The sequence below is a fragment of the Pseudomonas sp. R84 genome, assembly GCF_009834515.1.
In the GTDB taxonomy this organism is placed as follows: Bacteria; Pseudomonadota; Gammaproteobacteria; order Pseudomonadales; family Pseudomonadaceae; genus Aquipseudomonas.
This window is the reverse complement of sequence record NZ_CP019426.1, coordinates 3,875,269-3,889,789: the sequence shown is the minus strand read 5'-3', so window position 1 is coordinate 3,889,789 and position 14,521 is coordinate 3,875,269. Positions and strand designations below refer to the sequence as shown.

The 14,521-nt window shown below is 63.2% G+C and carries 4 protein-coding genes; 1 reads left to right on the top strand and 3 read right to left on the bottom strand.

The features are described 5' to 3' along the window. Positions 1-180 precede the first annotated feature (180 nt). Positions 181-12,693, top strand: a complete 12,513-nt coding sequence (locus PspR84_RS16995) for a filamentous haemagglutinin family protein (protein WP_160058360.1) — start codon at positions 181-183, stop codon at positions 12,691-12,693. A gap of 47 nt (positions 12,694-12,740) precedes the next feature. Here the strand turns inward: PspR84_RS16995 and PspR84_RS16990 are convergent, their stop codons facing one another. The 3 genes from PspR84_RS16990 to PspR84_RS16980 all read right to left on the bottom strand — a co-directional run bounded on the left by PspR84_RS16990 (position 12,741) and on the right by PspR84_RS16980 (position 14,411). Continuing rightward, positions 12,741-12,968: a type II toxin-antitoxin system RelE/ParE family toxin gene (locus PspR84_RS16990; protein WP_238785326.1), complete on the bottom strand. Its 228-nt coding sequence runs from the start codon at positions 12,966-12,968 to the stop codon at positions 12,741-12,743. A gap of 46 nt (positions 12,969-13,014) precedes the next feature. Continuing rightward, positions 13,015-13,209 (bottom strand): stability determinant, encoded by a 195-nt coding sequence (locus PspR84_RS16985; RefSeq protein WP_160058358.1) that lies wholly within the window; start codon positions 13,207-13,209, stop codon positions 13,015-13,017. Between the two features lie 254 nt (positions 13,210-13,463). After that, positions 13,464-14,411 carry a transporter gene (locus PspR84_RS16980; protein WP_160058356.1) on the bottom strand — a complete coding sequence of 316 codons (948 nt, stop codon included), beginning with the start codon at positions 14,409-14,411 and terminating at the stop codon, positions 13,464-13,466. Between the last annotated feature and the right edge of the window lie 110 nt (positions 14,412-14,521).

Below are 14,521 nucleotides of genomic sequence, written 5' to 3'. Positions count from 1 at the left end.
TAGCCGCAATGCAATCGCAGCAGCCTTCGGGCTGCTGCTTTTTTTTGGCCGATCTACTCCTCAATCATGAAGTTTGTGTGACATCCGTTCGGTCGCAGCCTTCGCCAACCGCCTATGTCATAACAGCAGGGTCGACCCGACCTGCGGCCTCGTGTGGCAACCCAAAAGGATCTCGTAGTGATGCTCGCTCGCCCATCCCGTCGCAGTACCCGTGTCCAGCCTCAACAGCGTCTCGCCGTCGATCCGGCGCTGTGGTTGCTCAAGCCGTTGGCGCAGGCGATTGCCTTGTGTCTGGTGGCGGGCAGCGCCGAGGCGGCCACCGCCTTCAGTTCGGGATGGTTTGCCGCCAAGGGCGCGGCGCAGCAGGCGAGCGCTGCACGGCCCGGCACCGGCGGTTTGCCGGGGATGACGCCGCCGCTGGCGCAACAGCAGAAGGCCAATCAACAGCTGCAGCGTTCGATTCAGACCTTGAACAACACCGTCGCCGCGATTGCTGCACAGCAAGCGGCGCAAGCTGCCGGACGCGCGGCGGCATTGGGGTCGGTGCAGGTTGTTCCGGACGGTTTGGCTGAGGGTGGTCTGAAGGTCGACAACAGCCTCACCCAGGGCTGGCAGAACGCGAAAGGCCCGCAACAGACTCAGGCCGACGGCAAGACCACGGTGAAGATCGAGCAGACCGCCGACAAAGCCATTCTCAACTGGGAAACCTTCAACGTCGGGCGTAACACCAGCGTTGAATTCGCCCAACAAGCGAATTGGGCGGTGCTCAATCGGGTCAACGATCCGAGTGCACGGGCCAGTCAGATTCAGGGGCAGATCAAGGGCGACGGCACGGTGATGCTGATCAACCGCAACGGCATCGTCTTCAGTGGCACCAGTCAGGTCAACGTGCGCAACCTGGTGGCGGCCGCCGCCAACATCACCGATATCCAGTTCCGCGATCGCGGCCTGTATTTCGACAGCAGCGCCAGCCAGCCGACGTTCACCGACGCGGCGGGCAAAGTGCTGGTGGAACGCGGTGCGTCCATCGAAACCGCGCGACCGGCGAAGTCCACCGACGCCGGCGGTTATGCCTTGTTGTTGGGCAGCGAAGTGCAGAACGACGGCAGCATCAACACCGCCAAGGGCCAGACCGTGCTGGGCGCGGGGGATCGCTTTTACATTCGCAAGGGTTCGGGCACCGAAGGCAACGGCTTCTCCACGACGTTCGGCAACGAAGTCACGCCGGGCTTCAAAGCCGCCAGCGTTGCCGACAAGGTCAGCAACAACGGACTGATTCAGGCCGCGACCGGCGACATCACCCTGACCGGCCATGAGGTCGTGCAAAACGGCGTATTACTCGCCAGCACATCGGTCGCCACGCGCGGCACGATTCATCTGCTCAACCCGGCGACGGACACGCAAGGCAGCGTGACGCTGGGGCAGGGCAGTGCCACGGCGATCATGCTCGACAGCAGTGACCTCACGGCCCTCGACAGCCAGCATCAGGCCGCACTGACCGCCGTTACCCCGACCAATTCGATTCGCAGCGACCAGTCGCGCATCGACATCCAGAGTGGTGGCAGCGTCGAGTTCCAGAACGGTTCGATTACCCTGGCCACGGGCGGACAAATCGCGGTGTCCGCGCAGCGTCGCAGCCTGGTGCGCGACGGTGCGCTGATCGACGTTTCCGGCGCCATCGGCGTGAAAGTCGCGATGGAATCCAACAGCATCAAGATCAACGTGCAGGGCAACGAACAGCGCGACGCTTCGGGCAACCGCGACAAAGCTGCGCTGAACAGCAACGACGTCTGGGTTGACGTGCGTGAACTGGTCTACGTGCCCGCCGGCACCAACGGGTACGCCACGGATCGCTGGTACACGGCAGGTGGTTTGCTCGAAGTCGGTGGTTACCTTGGCACCCAGGGCCACAGCATCGGTGAATGGATGGCCCAGGGCGGGACGGTGAACTTCGCCGGCAATGACGTGGTGACCGAAAAGGGCTCGTTGATCAACCTGTCTGGCGGCACGCTCGATGTGCAAAGTGGCGAGATTCGCCAGAGTTGGTTGCGCGGTGCCGACGGGCATCTCTACGAGTTGTCCAAGGCACCGGGCGATCTGCTCTACAGCGGTCTGTACAACGGTTATGAAGACAGCAGCGAACGCTGGGGGCAGACGAGCTATTACTACAACCCGCTGATCGCACCGACCAAGCGCCTGGAGGCCGGCTACACCGTGGGTCGCGATGCCGGGCAATTGGTGATCGGAACCGCTAACGCGGTGCTCGACGGGCAACTGCTGGGGGAGGTTTATCAGGGCGAGCGCCAGACTCAGGCGCCGCGTGCCGTGCTTGATGGCTACGCGCAGCGTCAGACCGCAGTCGCGCGGCGCGGGCAGTTGATCGTCGGTGGTTACGATGCCGCCTACGTCGCGGCGGCGGGCGGCGTGCTCTATGGCCTCAATCCGTTGCTCGATCAGGTGCAGATCGGCATTGAGCGTCCGCTCGGCGACAACGACGCGGGCCTGACCGGCGTAGTGTCCGAGGCGCGCAATGGCAAGCTGTTTCTCGATGCCGCACAACTGAGTGACTGGCAACTGGGCGCACTGAAAGTCGCCGCCACAGAGCGCATCGACGTGGACGGCGCCGTGACGGTCGGCAACGGTGGCGATATCACCCTCTACGCGCCGCACGTGCAGGTCAATGCTGACCTGATCGCGCGGGGCGGCAGCCTGCATGCGGGCAACGTGCTCAATCAGCTCAATACCGACCGTGTCACCGATACCCGCATTGTTGCGCCTGCGGGCACGACCACGGGTGTTCGCGTGGCGGAAAAAGTGCAACTGGACACCCGGGGGCTGTGGAGCAACTTGCGCACTGACCCGGATGACGCCAGCAGTCTTGCGTATCTGGACGGTGGCGTGATTTCGATCCGCAGCAGCGGCGACATCGAAATCGGCACGGGTAGCCTGCTCGACGTGTCCTCCGGCGGCGCGATCCTGGCCAACGGCAAGACTCAGGGGGGCAAGGGCGGTGACATGACGCTGGAGTCCAGTGCGTTGTCAGCGCCGGGTGACAGTCATCTGCGCCTCGCTGGCCAGTTGCGTGGCTATGGTGTGACGGGCGGCGGCAGCCTGTTGATTCAGGCCGGCAACGTGCTGATCGGCCAGACCGACAAAGGCCTCGCCGACAATACCTTGCAGCTGCAAGCGGATCTGTTCGACAAGGGCTTTTCGGCCTACAACCTGATCGGGCTGAACCGCCTGGACGTTGCGGACAACACGTTGATCGACGTGCTGATGCCGGTTTACCGGTTTGCTGACGCGGCAGCCAGTCAGGGCAGCGGTGTGGCCCCGCAACAGGCGCTGGAACTGTGGACGCCGACGCTCTATCAGGAAAATCCAGGCAAGGCGCAACTGACGCAACGCGCGGGTACCAGCCTGAGCTTGCAGGCCGGCTCCAGCGAGGTAGCGTTGAGCGATCCTGCGCGTAATGCGCTGACTCTCGGCCAGGGCTCGCGCATCAGTGTCGACCCGGGGCAAAGCATCAACGTGCGCGGCGCCGGACAGATTACTGTCGACGGTGAGTTGCACGCCTGGGGCGGCATCATCGACATTCGCCAGCAGCAGTTCGGCTCGATGAATGTCGCCGAGGCCTCGCAAGTGGCCGACAAAAATGCCCACAACCGCTCGATCTGGATCGGCGACCACGCAGTGCTCGATGTCGCCGGGCGCGCCGCCACGGGCGTGGATGCGCTGGGCCGGGTGTATGGGCTGGTCGGCAAGGGCGGCAGCATCATCATTGGCGGTGAAACCGATGCGAAGAAGGCCACCGCTACGGCGGCCGATGCCTACGTCGTCGTGCGCAATGGCGCGCGGCTTGACGCTTCCGGTGCGCAGGCGCTGCTGGATATCGCTGGGCAGGGGCCGACTGCGGTCGCTACGGACGGCGGGCGAATTTCCTTGAGTTCCTACAACGGCCTGTTCATTGACGGCGACCTGCGTGCGGCGGCCGGTGGCGTCGGCGCGGCGGGTGGGCGCCTGGAGATCGCCCTGGAGACGCCGAGTTATCTGCGCAGTGACGCCAGCAATGAGGTGCGCGTGCCGCGCGAAATCATCATCAGTCAGAAAACCGCTGACGCCCTGTTGCCGGCCGATGTGCAACCGGGGGAAGCGGCGCCCGCGTTGCAATACGGGCGTGCCCGCCTGAGTGCCAACCGGTTGATGGCTGGCGGGTTCGATAATCTGAGTGTGCTGAGCAACGGCCTGCTGTCGTTCGACGGCGACGTCAATCTGCACATGCAGCAAAGCCTGAGCCTGTATGCCGGCGCGATATCGCTGGCCGAAGGCGCGCAAGACAATGCGCGTATCGACCTGTCCGCGCCCTACCTGCGCCTGTCGGGTACGGGCAAGTATTTCGAGGCGCCGGGCAACCTTCGGCCTCGGGTAATGAACACGCCGACTACGCGTGTGTCGACGGGGCAATTCAATGCCAGTGCCGATCAACTGGATCTGAGCAACAGCCTGTCGTTCGGTACCGCGGGCAATATTGTCCAGCTCACGGGCCCGGACGTGCAGGTGACGCGTCGTGGCTTTGATCAGGTCACCCTGCAAAGCCGTGGTGACCTGCGCTTTCTGGCGCCGACCGGTTATGTCGAGAAAACCGAACTGTGGACACCGGGCGACCTCAACCTGCGCGCCGCGCAGATCTATCCTGGCAGCGATGTCACCGCCGAGGTGCGGGTGGGCTACCAAAGCGTGATCCCCGGTGCCGATCCGGCTCGCACCTTGCGCATCAGCAGCAGTGGGGCCGCACCGGCGGCGTTGCCGTATTCGGTGTTCGGCAACCTGACACTGGCGGCCGGGCGCATTGAACAAGGCGGGGTGATTCGCGCACCGCTGGGCATGATCAGCCTTGGCGGCGAGACGGTGGTCAATACCCGCGAGCTGCACCTGCTGCCGGGCAGCGTGACTTCGGTCAGGGCCGCCGGGTTGGTCATGCCTTATGGTGGAACCACCGATGGCATCGACTATCGCTACGCTGGCAAATCCGTTCAGCTCAAGGGCATCAGCGCCGACACGGCCGGCGTGACGTTGACCTCGCGCTATGTCGACGTGCAGAGCGGCGCGCTGATCGACCTGTCCGGTGGCGGTGATCTGCGCGGCGCCGGGTTTGTCTCCGGGCGCGGCGGTTCCACCGATGCCCGCTACAACCCGCTGGTGCGCAATGCCAATGACGGCACCTTCAGCCTGCCGGGCCTTGCCAGCAATCCGGTGTACGCCATCGTGCCGGGCAATCAGAGTGCCTACGCGCCGATGCTCGCCGAGGCCGGGGCGGTCGATCCGCGCATCGGTCAGCAAATAACCCTAGGTGCCGGCGTGCCGGGTCTGGCGGCGGGCACCTACACGTTACTGCCCTCGACCTTTGCCTTGCTGCCCGGGGCGTTCCGGGTCGAAGTCAATGGTCAGGCCACGCCGGGCGTCAGCAACGGCGCGTTGCAGATGCGCAATGGTTCGTGGACCGGTTCGGGGCAGATGTCGATTGCCAACACCGGGTTGCGTAACAGTCTGGCCAGTCAGGTCATTCTGACGTCTGCGGATGTCCTGCGCCGTTATTCGCAGTACAACGAGACCGGTTTCAGCCAATTCATCCAGAGTGACGCGACACGGCGTGGCGTGCCCCGGGCATTGGCGCCGATGGATGGCAAATCGCTGAATCTGTATTTGATGCCAGGCGCCGAGCAGGACATTGCCCTGGATTTCAACGGCCGCGCGGTGTTTGCACCGGCCGCCGGCGGGGTGCTCGGAACGGCCACGGTACGCGGGGCGATGGACTTTGAAGTTCTCGGCGCCGGGCATTCGCGTACCGACGGTTTCACTGGCGTGTCGCTGTATGCCGACAGTCTCAACGGTCTGAATGCCGGGCGCCTGACCCTCGGCGCGCAACCGCTGATCGATTACAGCGGCGCGGGTAATATCATCTCGTTCACTGGCTACACGACGTCGATCACCCTGCGCGAAGGGGCGATGTTGTCGGCGCCCGAAGTGCTGCTGCGCACTGCCCGCAGCGATGGCGGCATTACGCTCGAAGCCGGCTCGGGGATCAACACCCTGGGCCGTGGCAACGCGCCTTACGACTCCAGCAGTGGTTTCATCTACCAGCCGGGGGCTGCCGCGCTGCTGATGGTGTCGAACGGTTGGACCAACGTCCTGGCGCCAGCAGTAGCGGAAGGTACTTCCGGTGCGGGCGACATTCGTATTGGCAAGTGCCCGACGACCGTCTGCAACAACCCGACGCTGCTCTATTCCAACGGCAGCATTACCGCCGCCACCGACAAGCAGTTTGAACTCGATGAGTCGGTACGCTTCGGCACCCGCCATCTGGCCCTGGCTGTCGGCGCTGTCAACGCTGGCAGCGCCGAAGCCTTGAGCGCTGCCGGCAACCGCGTGCCGACCGGTCTGACCCTGAACCAGAGCGTGCTCGATCGCCTGTTGCGCGGCGATACGCAATTTGCTGCGCCCGCGCTGGAAACCTTGAGCCTGACCAGCCGCGATGCGTTCAACTTCTACGGCAACGTCAGCCTCGATACGCTGGACGCGCAGACGGGCGTGAGTCAATTGCACAACCTGATAATCACCACGCCAGGCATTTACGGCTTAGGTGAAAGCGCTGACGTGGCGTCCATTCGCACCGCCAATCTGATCTGGAACGGCGCCAGCCAGGATCCCGGCGCCGTCATCACGGGCGGCGCCGGCACGGGCCGCGGCACCCTCGATATTCAGGCGCAGCGTATCGAATTCGGTTACGGCCCCAATCCGCAGGCCAGCGGTCTGGAGCAGAACAATCGGCTGGCACTGGGTTTTGCCAACGTCAACCTCAGCGCCAGTGAGCGCATCACCGCCAATCACAAGGGCAGCCTGGCGGTGTATCAGGAACAGGGCGCTTACGATCCAGTCAAGGGCTACGCCTACAGCGGCGGCAATCTCAACCTGCGCACGCCACTGCTGACGGGCGAGGCCGCGTCGGTCAACCTGCTCAAGGCCGGCAACAACCTGACGCTCAGCGGCGCCGGCACGCCAGCGGCCGCCAATGCCTTGGGCGCGGAACTGACGCTCGATGCCCGCAGCGTCGTGCTGGACAGCCGTATCACCCTGGCGAGCGGCAAACTGCTGGTGAAATCCGAAGGCGATCTGACCCTCGCCAATGGCGCGTCTGTAGACATGGCCGGGCGCACCTTGCCGTTCAATGATGTCAGCAAGTACAGCTGGGGCGGCGATGTGGCGCTGTACAGCAGCCACGGCAATATTCGTCAGGCCGCCGGTTCGCGCATCGACCTCTCGGCACAGAACAATCAGGCCGGCACCCTCAGTGCTGTCGCGCTGGCCAGCGATGCGGGCATGGTTGATCTGCAAGGCCAGATCCTCGGGACCAGCAGCGGCCATTACGATGCCGGCGGCACGTGGGTGCCGTACAAATCCGCAGGCGTGGACATCCGCGCCCAGCACCTGAACGGTGATGCCAGTCAGCAGTTTGCCGCCCTCAACCAGCGCTTGAATGCCGGTCAGGTCTTTGGCAGTCGCAGTTTGCAACTCAAGCAAGGTGATCTGCTGATTGGCGACGGACTCAAGGCTGGCGAAGTGAACGTCTCGGTGGACAACGGCAGCCTGACCGTCGCGGGTTTGATCGATGCCAGCGGCGAGCGGGTCGGCAACATTCGCCTGTCGGCGCAACACGGCCTGACCTTGGCCGGCAACGCCGTGCTCGACGCTCATGGTCACGTGCTGCGGGTCGACAGCTACGGCAAGATCATCGACGCGCCCAACCGGGCGACGGTTGAGCTCAATTCCGCTGCGGGTCTGTTGACCCTTGGCGCCGGAGCGCGGATCGATCTGCGCCATGGCACCGACGCCGTGAGCGGCACGTTGCCCGGGCAGTCCGACGGGCTGTTGCGCGGTACGCTGGAGTTGAACGCGCCGCGCCTCGGTGCCGATGACATCGGCATTGATGCCAGCGGTGCGCTAAGCATTCAGGGCGCGCGGTCGATTGGCCTTAACGCCACGCGGCGTTATACCGACGCCACCGATGGCGTCGACCCGGCGGCCAGCGGACGGCCATATCAGGTGATCGATCAGGCTTACTTCGACCGCATCCATGCTGACAGCAGTGCGTTCATCGACGCGGCGCTGGCCAACCGCAACCTGCTGCAGAACAAACTGGCGGGGCTGAACAATGCCACTTATGCCGATGCGTTTCATTTGCGGCCGGGCGTGGAAATCGCCAGTAAAACCGCCGACGGCGATCTGGTGGTGCAGGGCGATGTGGACTTGTCCGGCTACCGCTATGCCAGCCTCAATCCGCATACGCAGAAAACCGCCGTGTACGGCTCGGGCGAGGCGGGCAGTCTGGTGATGCGTGCCGGCGGCAACCTCGATATTCATGGCAGCCTCAACGACGGTTTCGCGCCGCCGCCGGAAACCGTCGACGATGCCGGCTGGAAACTCTTGCCGGGCATTCAACCGTTTGGTGGCGACCTGATCGTACCGACGGCGGGCGTGACCCTGGCCGAAGGCACGCTGTTCCCGGCCGGAGTCACCTTGAACTACGACGTGCCGCTGCAAGCCGCGACGCTGCCCGCCGGGACCTTGTTGCCCACCGAGGCGACCCTGGCCGGACCGTATACCTTGGGCGCGGGCACAGTGCTGGCCGCTGCGGTACGCGATGCGACGGGCCAGTTGCTGTACGCCGCCGGTACGCTGCTTGCCGACAGCGTGACCTTGCCGGCGGGCAGTCGCCTTGGCGCTGGCATCCGCTTGAACAAGGTAACGGCGATCAGCGCCGTGCGCTGGCCCAAAGGCGTGCCGTTGCCAGGCAACGTCGAGGCGGGCACCAATGCGATCAAGGGCATGCGCCTGAGCGGTTCGCTCGCCCTGTTGCGTGGCTCGCTGATCCCGTCGATGACGGATGTCGTGTTGGCCGACGGCACCGCATTCATTGAGTTGCGCCCGTTGAACGGCACGCAACAGGGGCGCAACTGGGCAGTCGCAAGCATGTTGCCGGCCGGCAGTGCGTCGTGGTCGATGCGCGTGGTGGCGGGTGCGGATCTGAGTGCGGCGGACAGCCGCGCGATCAAGCCGCTTTCCAGCGACGGACACTTGCGTCTGGCCGACACCCACTACGGCTTGAAGGTGACGGAAAAACCGCCGACGCTGGTCTGGGGCGACGGCAACCTGGGTGGTTTTACCCCCGGTGAGCCAGTGCCTGACGACCTGAAAGACTGGTGTGACTGGGCGCCGAACTCTTGCGTGCCGGCGCCGCGTTGGGCGTGGGCGCCGGACAACTGGCTGGGCATGCCTGCCGGCTCACCGATGAGCGACGATGACGTGGCGGCCTGGTGCAGTGCGTTCCCGGAACTGTGCGTGGAAAACAAACCGGGCATCACCGTCAAAACCCGCACGCAAATGTTCAGTGTGTTGCGCACCGGCACCGGCGATCTGGACGTGCTCGCTGCGGGCGATCTGAGCATGGACTCACCGTTCGGCGTCTACACCGCCGGCACGCAGTCGCAGGACGTCGATCCGCTGTACAACCAGCCGCGCGGACGCCTGTCGGATAACGGCTCGGTGCTGGGCAGTGGCGGCAGCGATTACGAGAAGTGGGTCAGCGGCAACGACAGCCTGTACCAGGCCTGGTACCCGCAAATGGGTGGCAACCTGACGATCAATGCCGGCGGTTCGATTTCCGGCGATGTGCTGGGTCGTCGCGGGTACTCGCAAAACATGGATACCCCGGAACAGGTGCCGAGTGTGGCCGTGGGCAATTGGCTCTGGCGTCAGGGCACCGGCAACAGCGATGTGCCGACGGCGTGGTGGATCAACTTCGGCAGCTATGCGACTCAGCCGTTGCCGGATCAAAGCGTCGACACTGGCCCCTTCCTGGTGGGGTTCACCGGCTTCGGGACGTTGGGTGGCGGCAACATCAGCCTGCGCGCCGGTGCTGACGCCGGCATGCTCAAGGCCATGGGCGGCAGCGGCAACAGCAACCTTTATCCTCGCGGGCAGGGCTTGATCGTGGCAGTCGGCAGCACCGGACGTGTCGGCAACGACGGTACTCTGCAATTGACCGGCGGCGGCGACATGGACATCCGCGTAGGTGGCTCCGTCAACCCATCGCTGCAGGCCCGGGCGGGACAAAATGGCATCGGTATTGCGCAACATGATCTGCAAGGTGCGTTGATCAACCTGCGCGGTGCCGCACAACTGACGGGGGGGGCGCTGGGTGGTATCAATCTTCAATATGGCGCTGCCGCTCCCGTTCAGGACGTGCGTGAAATCCGCCCGTATGATCCGTTTACGGCCACGCTGGGCAGCGCTTCCGGCGGCCTGGTGTTGATCCCGGGCGATTCGGCCATGAGCCTGAACACCCGTGGCGATCTGGTGCTGGGTGGGGCCGCGGATCCGGGCCGGGTGCGCTTGCAGAACTCGACGTCGTTCACCACCGAGGACGGTGTCGTACACGACGGGGGCGGCTTGAGCGGTTTCTCGTTGTGGACCGATCACACCGCGGTCGACCTGTTTTCAGCGGGCGGCAATCTGACGCCGAGCACCCAACTGGGCGAAACCACCGGGCAAGGTCCCGTTACCGCGCGTAATACCTCGCCGACCGACGGGCGCTTTGTCTATCCGTCGATCTTGCGGGCAGTGGCTGCGCAAGGCTCGATTTATGCCGGGCCGTCAGCGGTGTACAGCCAAGGCAGCGGCGTAGTGCCGGCAACGAGTTATTCATTGCTGCTGGCGCCGTCGAATGCAGGGCAACTGGAATTGCTGGCGCAGGATTCGATCTATGCCGGCGGTTATGCGATCAACCAGTCGGGCGCCAGCCCGCTGGCCATCGCTACACCTTTCGCCCCGGCGTTCAATGGCTACGACAGCAGCTCCTCGGTGAGACCGGTCATGACCAACCGTGGCAGCGATGGTGTCGCCCCGGATAAAAACCTGCGATATCCGCTGTTCGCCTTCGGTGCCAACAGTTACTCAGGGCTGAGTGATGTGCAGGCACCGGCACGCTTCTATGCCCTGACCGGTGATCTGGTGGGCGTGCGCAGCGGTGAAACGCTGACGTTCAACCTGTCCAGACGCACCTGGTACGAAGCGGCGGCTCCGGTGTGGATGCTGGCCGGCCGCGACATCGTTGCGTCCGGTACCTTCCTGGGCCAGCCAACGATCGTGCCCAACGCCGAAATGGGCTCCCCGAGTACCGAAAGCATTGCGTCGACCGGCAACCTGTTCGTGCATAACGATCCGCGAGATATTTCGCGGGTATCCGCAGGCCGCGACATCCTCTACAGCAGCTTCGATATCGCCGGTCCCGGCGTTCTCGACATCAATGCCGGGCGCAATATCCTGATGGAGGACCGCGCCAGTATTACCAGCATCGGGCCGGTGGTCGCGGGTGACAACCGCCCTGGTGCGAGTGTCGTGATGCAGGCGGGAGTGGGCGCGCAGGGGCCAGGTTATGCGGATTTCATCGCGCGTTATCTGAATCGCCAGAACCTCGCCGATCCGGATAAGGCCTTGAGCGTGCAACCGGGCAAAGTAGTCAAAACCTACCTCGACGAACTGCAGAGCTGGCTGACCCTCGGCTATGGCTTCAGCGGCAATGCCGAGCAGGCGCAAGCCTTCTTCGCGGCGCTGCCAGGTTCCGAGCAGGCGATCTTCGCGCGGCAGGTGTACTTCGCTGAATTGCGTGCCGGTGGTCTGGAATACAACGATGTCGATGGCCCGCGCAAAGGCAGTTACCTGCGCGGTCGCAGCGCTATCGCTGCGTTGTTCCCGACCACTGATGTGGCCGGCAATCCGATCCGCTACGACGGCGACATCACGCTGTACGGCGGCGCCGGGGTCAAGACTCTGTTCGGCGGCGATATCCAGATGCTCACACCGGGCGGCGGTCAGGTATTCGGCATCGAAGGCGCGGCGCCACCGTCGACGGCGGGGATCATCACCCAGGGTTCGGGCAACATTCAGCTCTATTCACAGGGCAGCATTTTGCTCGGCCAGAGCCGGATCATGACCACGTTCGGCGGCTCGATTCTCGGCTGGTCGGCCGAGGGCGATATCAACGCCGGTCGCGGCTCGAAAACCACCGTGGTCTACACCCCGCCGAAACGGGTTTACGACACTTGGGGCAATGTGACCCTGTCGCCGTCGGTGCCGAGCACCGGTGCCGGTATCGCCACGCTCAACCCGATCGCCGAAGTGGCGCCGGGCGACATCGACCTGATCGCGCCGCTGGGCACCATCGATGCCGGCGAGGCGGGGATTCGCGTGTCGGGCAACGTCAACATCGCCGCGCTGACGGTGGTCAACGCCGCGAACATTTCGGTGCAGGGCAAGGCGACCGGCGTACCGGTGGTCTCGGCAGTGAACACTGGTGCGATCACGTCGGCCAGTTCCGCTGCATCCTCGGCCACGCAAGCGGCGGAAGACGTGGCGCGCCAGCAGCAAGCGGCGTCGCGACAGAATCAGGCTTCGGTGTTTACCGTGCAGGTGTTGAGCTTCGGCAATGAACAACTCGCGCCGTCCCGCGATGGTGCCAGCCGTGCGCCGGCCCCGGGTTACAACCCGAACAGCCCGGTGCAGGTGTTGGGCGCCGGGGCGCTGGATGAACAGGCGAAGCAGCAGTTGACCGAGGAGGAGCGTGGGCAACTGACGCTGTAAAAGACTCTCGTGCAGTACGTTTGGGCGGCCGGTTGGTCGCCCTTTTTTTATGTTGATGACGTTCGTGGGTATTGTTGTCGGGTGTGGACTAACGTCAGGATTTTGATGCGCCCGTTGACTCGATAGACCAGTAGATAGTTTGGATTGACCACCATTTCCCGAGTGCCTGGTACTCGACCGGATCTGTAACCAAAGGGAATTGATGAAAGCCTTTGCGTTGCTGCACCCACCTTGCGCTGCAAAGCCGCTGAAGCGTTGGAATTGTGTTGTTCAATGTAATCGATAATGTCAGCCAGATCGTCCAGAGCCTGATCGCTCCATTCAAGCGGCAGTGCGTCGATTCTTGCGTTTCTCTTCTAATAATTGGTCGAGCCGCACCATGGCTTCCTCATGGGGAATGGCCGGGCGAGGATCATCCAGTGCAGCCTGCACCTTGGCACGAAACCAGCGATCGTAGCTCTCTGCCTCTTCTTCGGATTCGAACTCAGAATAAAACGGGGAAAGCAATATGCTCATATGACCTCCGTGATCAATTTCAAGCAGTCTAAGGGGGGAATAGGCCATTGTCGTCACTGGCAGACGATGCACCCCATGAGCCCTTGAGCAACCATGGGATAACGTAGCCCAGTATCTGCAAGTGCCCCCTTTAAATCTGCCAGACGTTTCCCCCCGTTGTCCGGTAATCTCGACCGCCGCTGTAGGCGTATTCCACCCATGCGTTTTTCAGGTTTTCAGGCTACAAATCCAGGTGCGCTTTCCTACAAATGCACTCAGAACGCGTACGGAATGCTCACCTTCGCCCAAAGCATTTCACCTTCGGGCCGGTTCTCCACATCAAATTCCTTGGCCCAGCGAATCTCTGCACTGGCGTACTTGAGAAAGGTGAAGTGCAGCGCCGGGCCAATCGCGAAAACCTTGCCACGCACGCCGTCATCGACGTCCTGCCCGGTAAACTGCACGGTGTGGCCGAACTGTTTGTCGTCGGTGGTTTGCTTGAGGTAGTAGCCGTTGACGCCGAGCATCAGGTCGTCGGTGATCTTGTAGCTGGCCGAATAATCGAAATGGAAGATCTGCCCGGACTTGTAGTCGGTGTCTTTGTTCTTCTCGTTGAAGCTGTAGGTGGTCTTCATCGAGACTTCGGTGCGTTCAGTCGGCAGCCAGGTGAACGAGAACAGCGGTTTGTAGGTGTAGAAATTGTTGCTGGTGTTGGCCAGCCGATCGACGCTGTATTCGCCGGTGGGCACAGTGACCTCTACGGCGGCGCCGAGGGTCAGTTTTTTGCCCATGTCCCACAGAATGATCGGTGCGAACGTTGTATCGCCCATGCCTTCGCGGGTGTCGCTCAAGCCAAACACCGAGACTTCCTGCTTCAACCACGGCTGGGCGATGTAACCGGCCAGACGCCCGCCGAACACACGCACCGGGCTTAAATAATCGAGACGCGGAATCACGGCCGTGGATTCGATTTCGACATTCGGCACCTTGCCGCCGAACGAGCTGATGTTGAGCTTTCGCGCCTTGTAGTGGTTGTAGTAGAGGTTGAACGCGACCATGTTCTCCGGAAGGCTGTCGACTTCCAGCGGCAACATGAAGAAACCGTCGGTGCCTGTGCCGATGTTGTCGACGCCGGCTTCGGTGGCGAGGGCGGGCAACGTCAGGGTGCAACCCGCGATGAAAAGGGCGAGCGGCAAGAAGGATGTTGCACGGTTCTGGCTCATGACTGTCCTCATTATTATTGTGATTGGGACCTGGTACCGGTCGCTCGGAGCGCCGGTACGCTAGAAATAAGCGTTTGGCGTACGTTGGGGCAGGGTATTGGCGGACACCG

Excerpts from the sequence above, each read along its gene's own strand:
- PspR84_RS16995 (WP_160058360.1), top strand. The coding sequence starts at position 181 with ATGCTCGCTCGCCCATCCCGTCGCAGTACCCGTGTCCAGCCTCAACAG.
- PspR84_RS16985 (WP_160058358.1), bottom strand. The coding sequence starts at position 13,209 with ATGAGCATATTGCTTTCCCCGTTTTATTCTGAGTTCGAATCCGAAGAA.
- PspR84_RS16980 (WP_160058356.1), bottom strand. The coding sequence starts at position 14,411 with ATGAGCCAGAACCGTGCAACATCCTTCTTGCCGCTCGCCCTTTTCATC.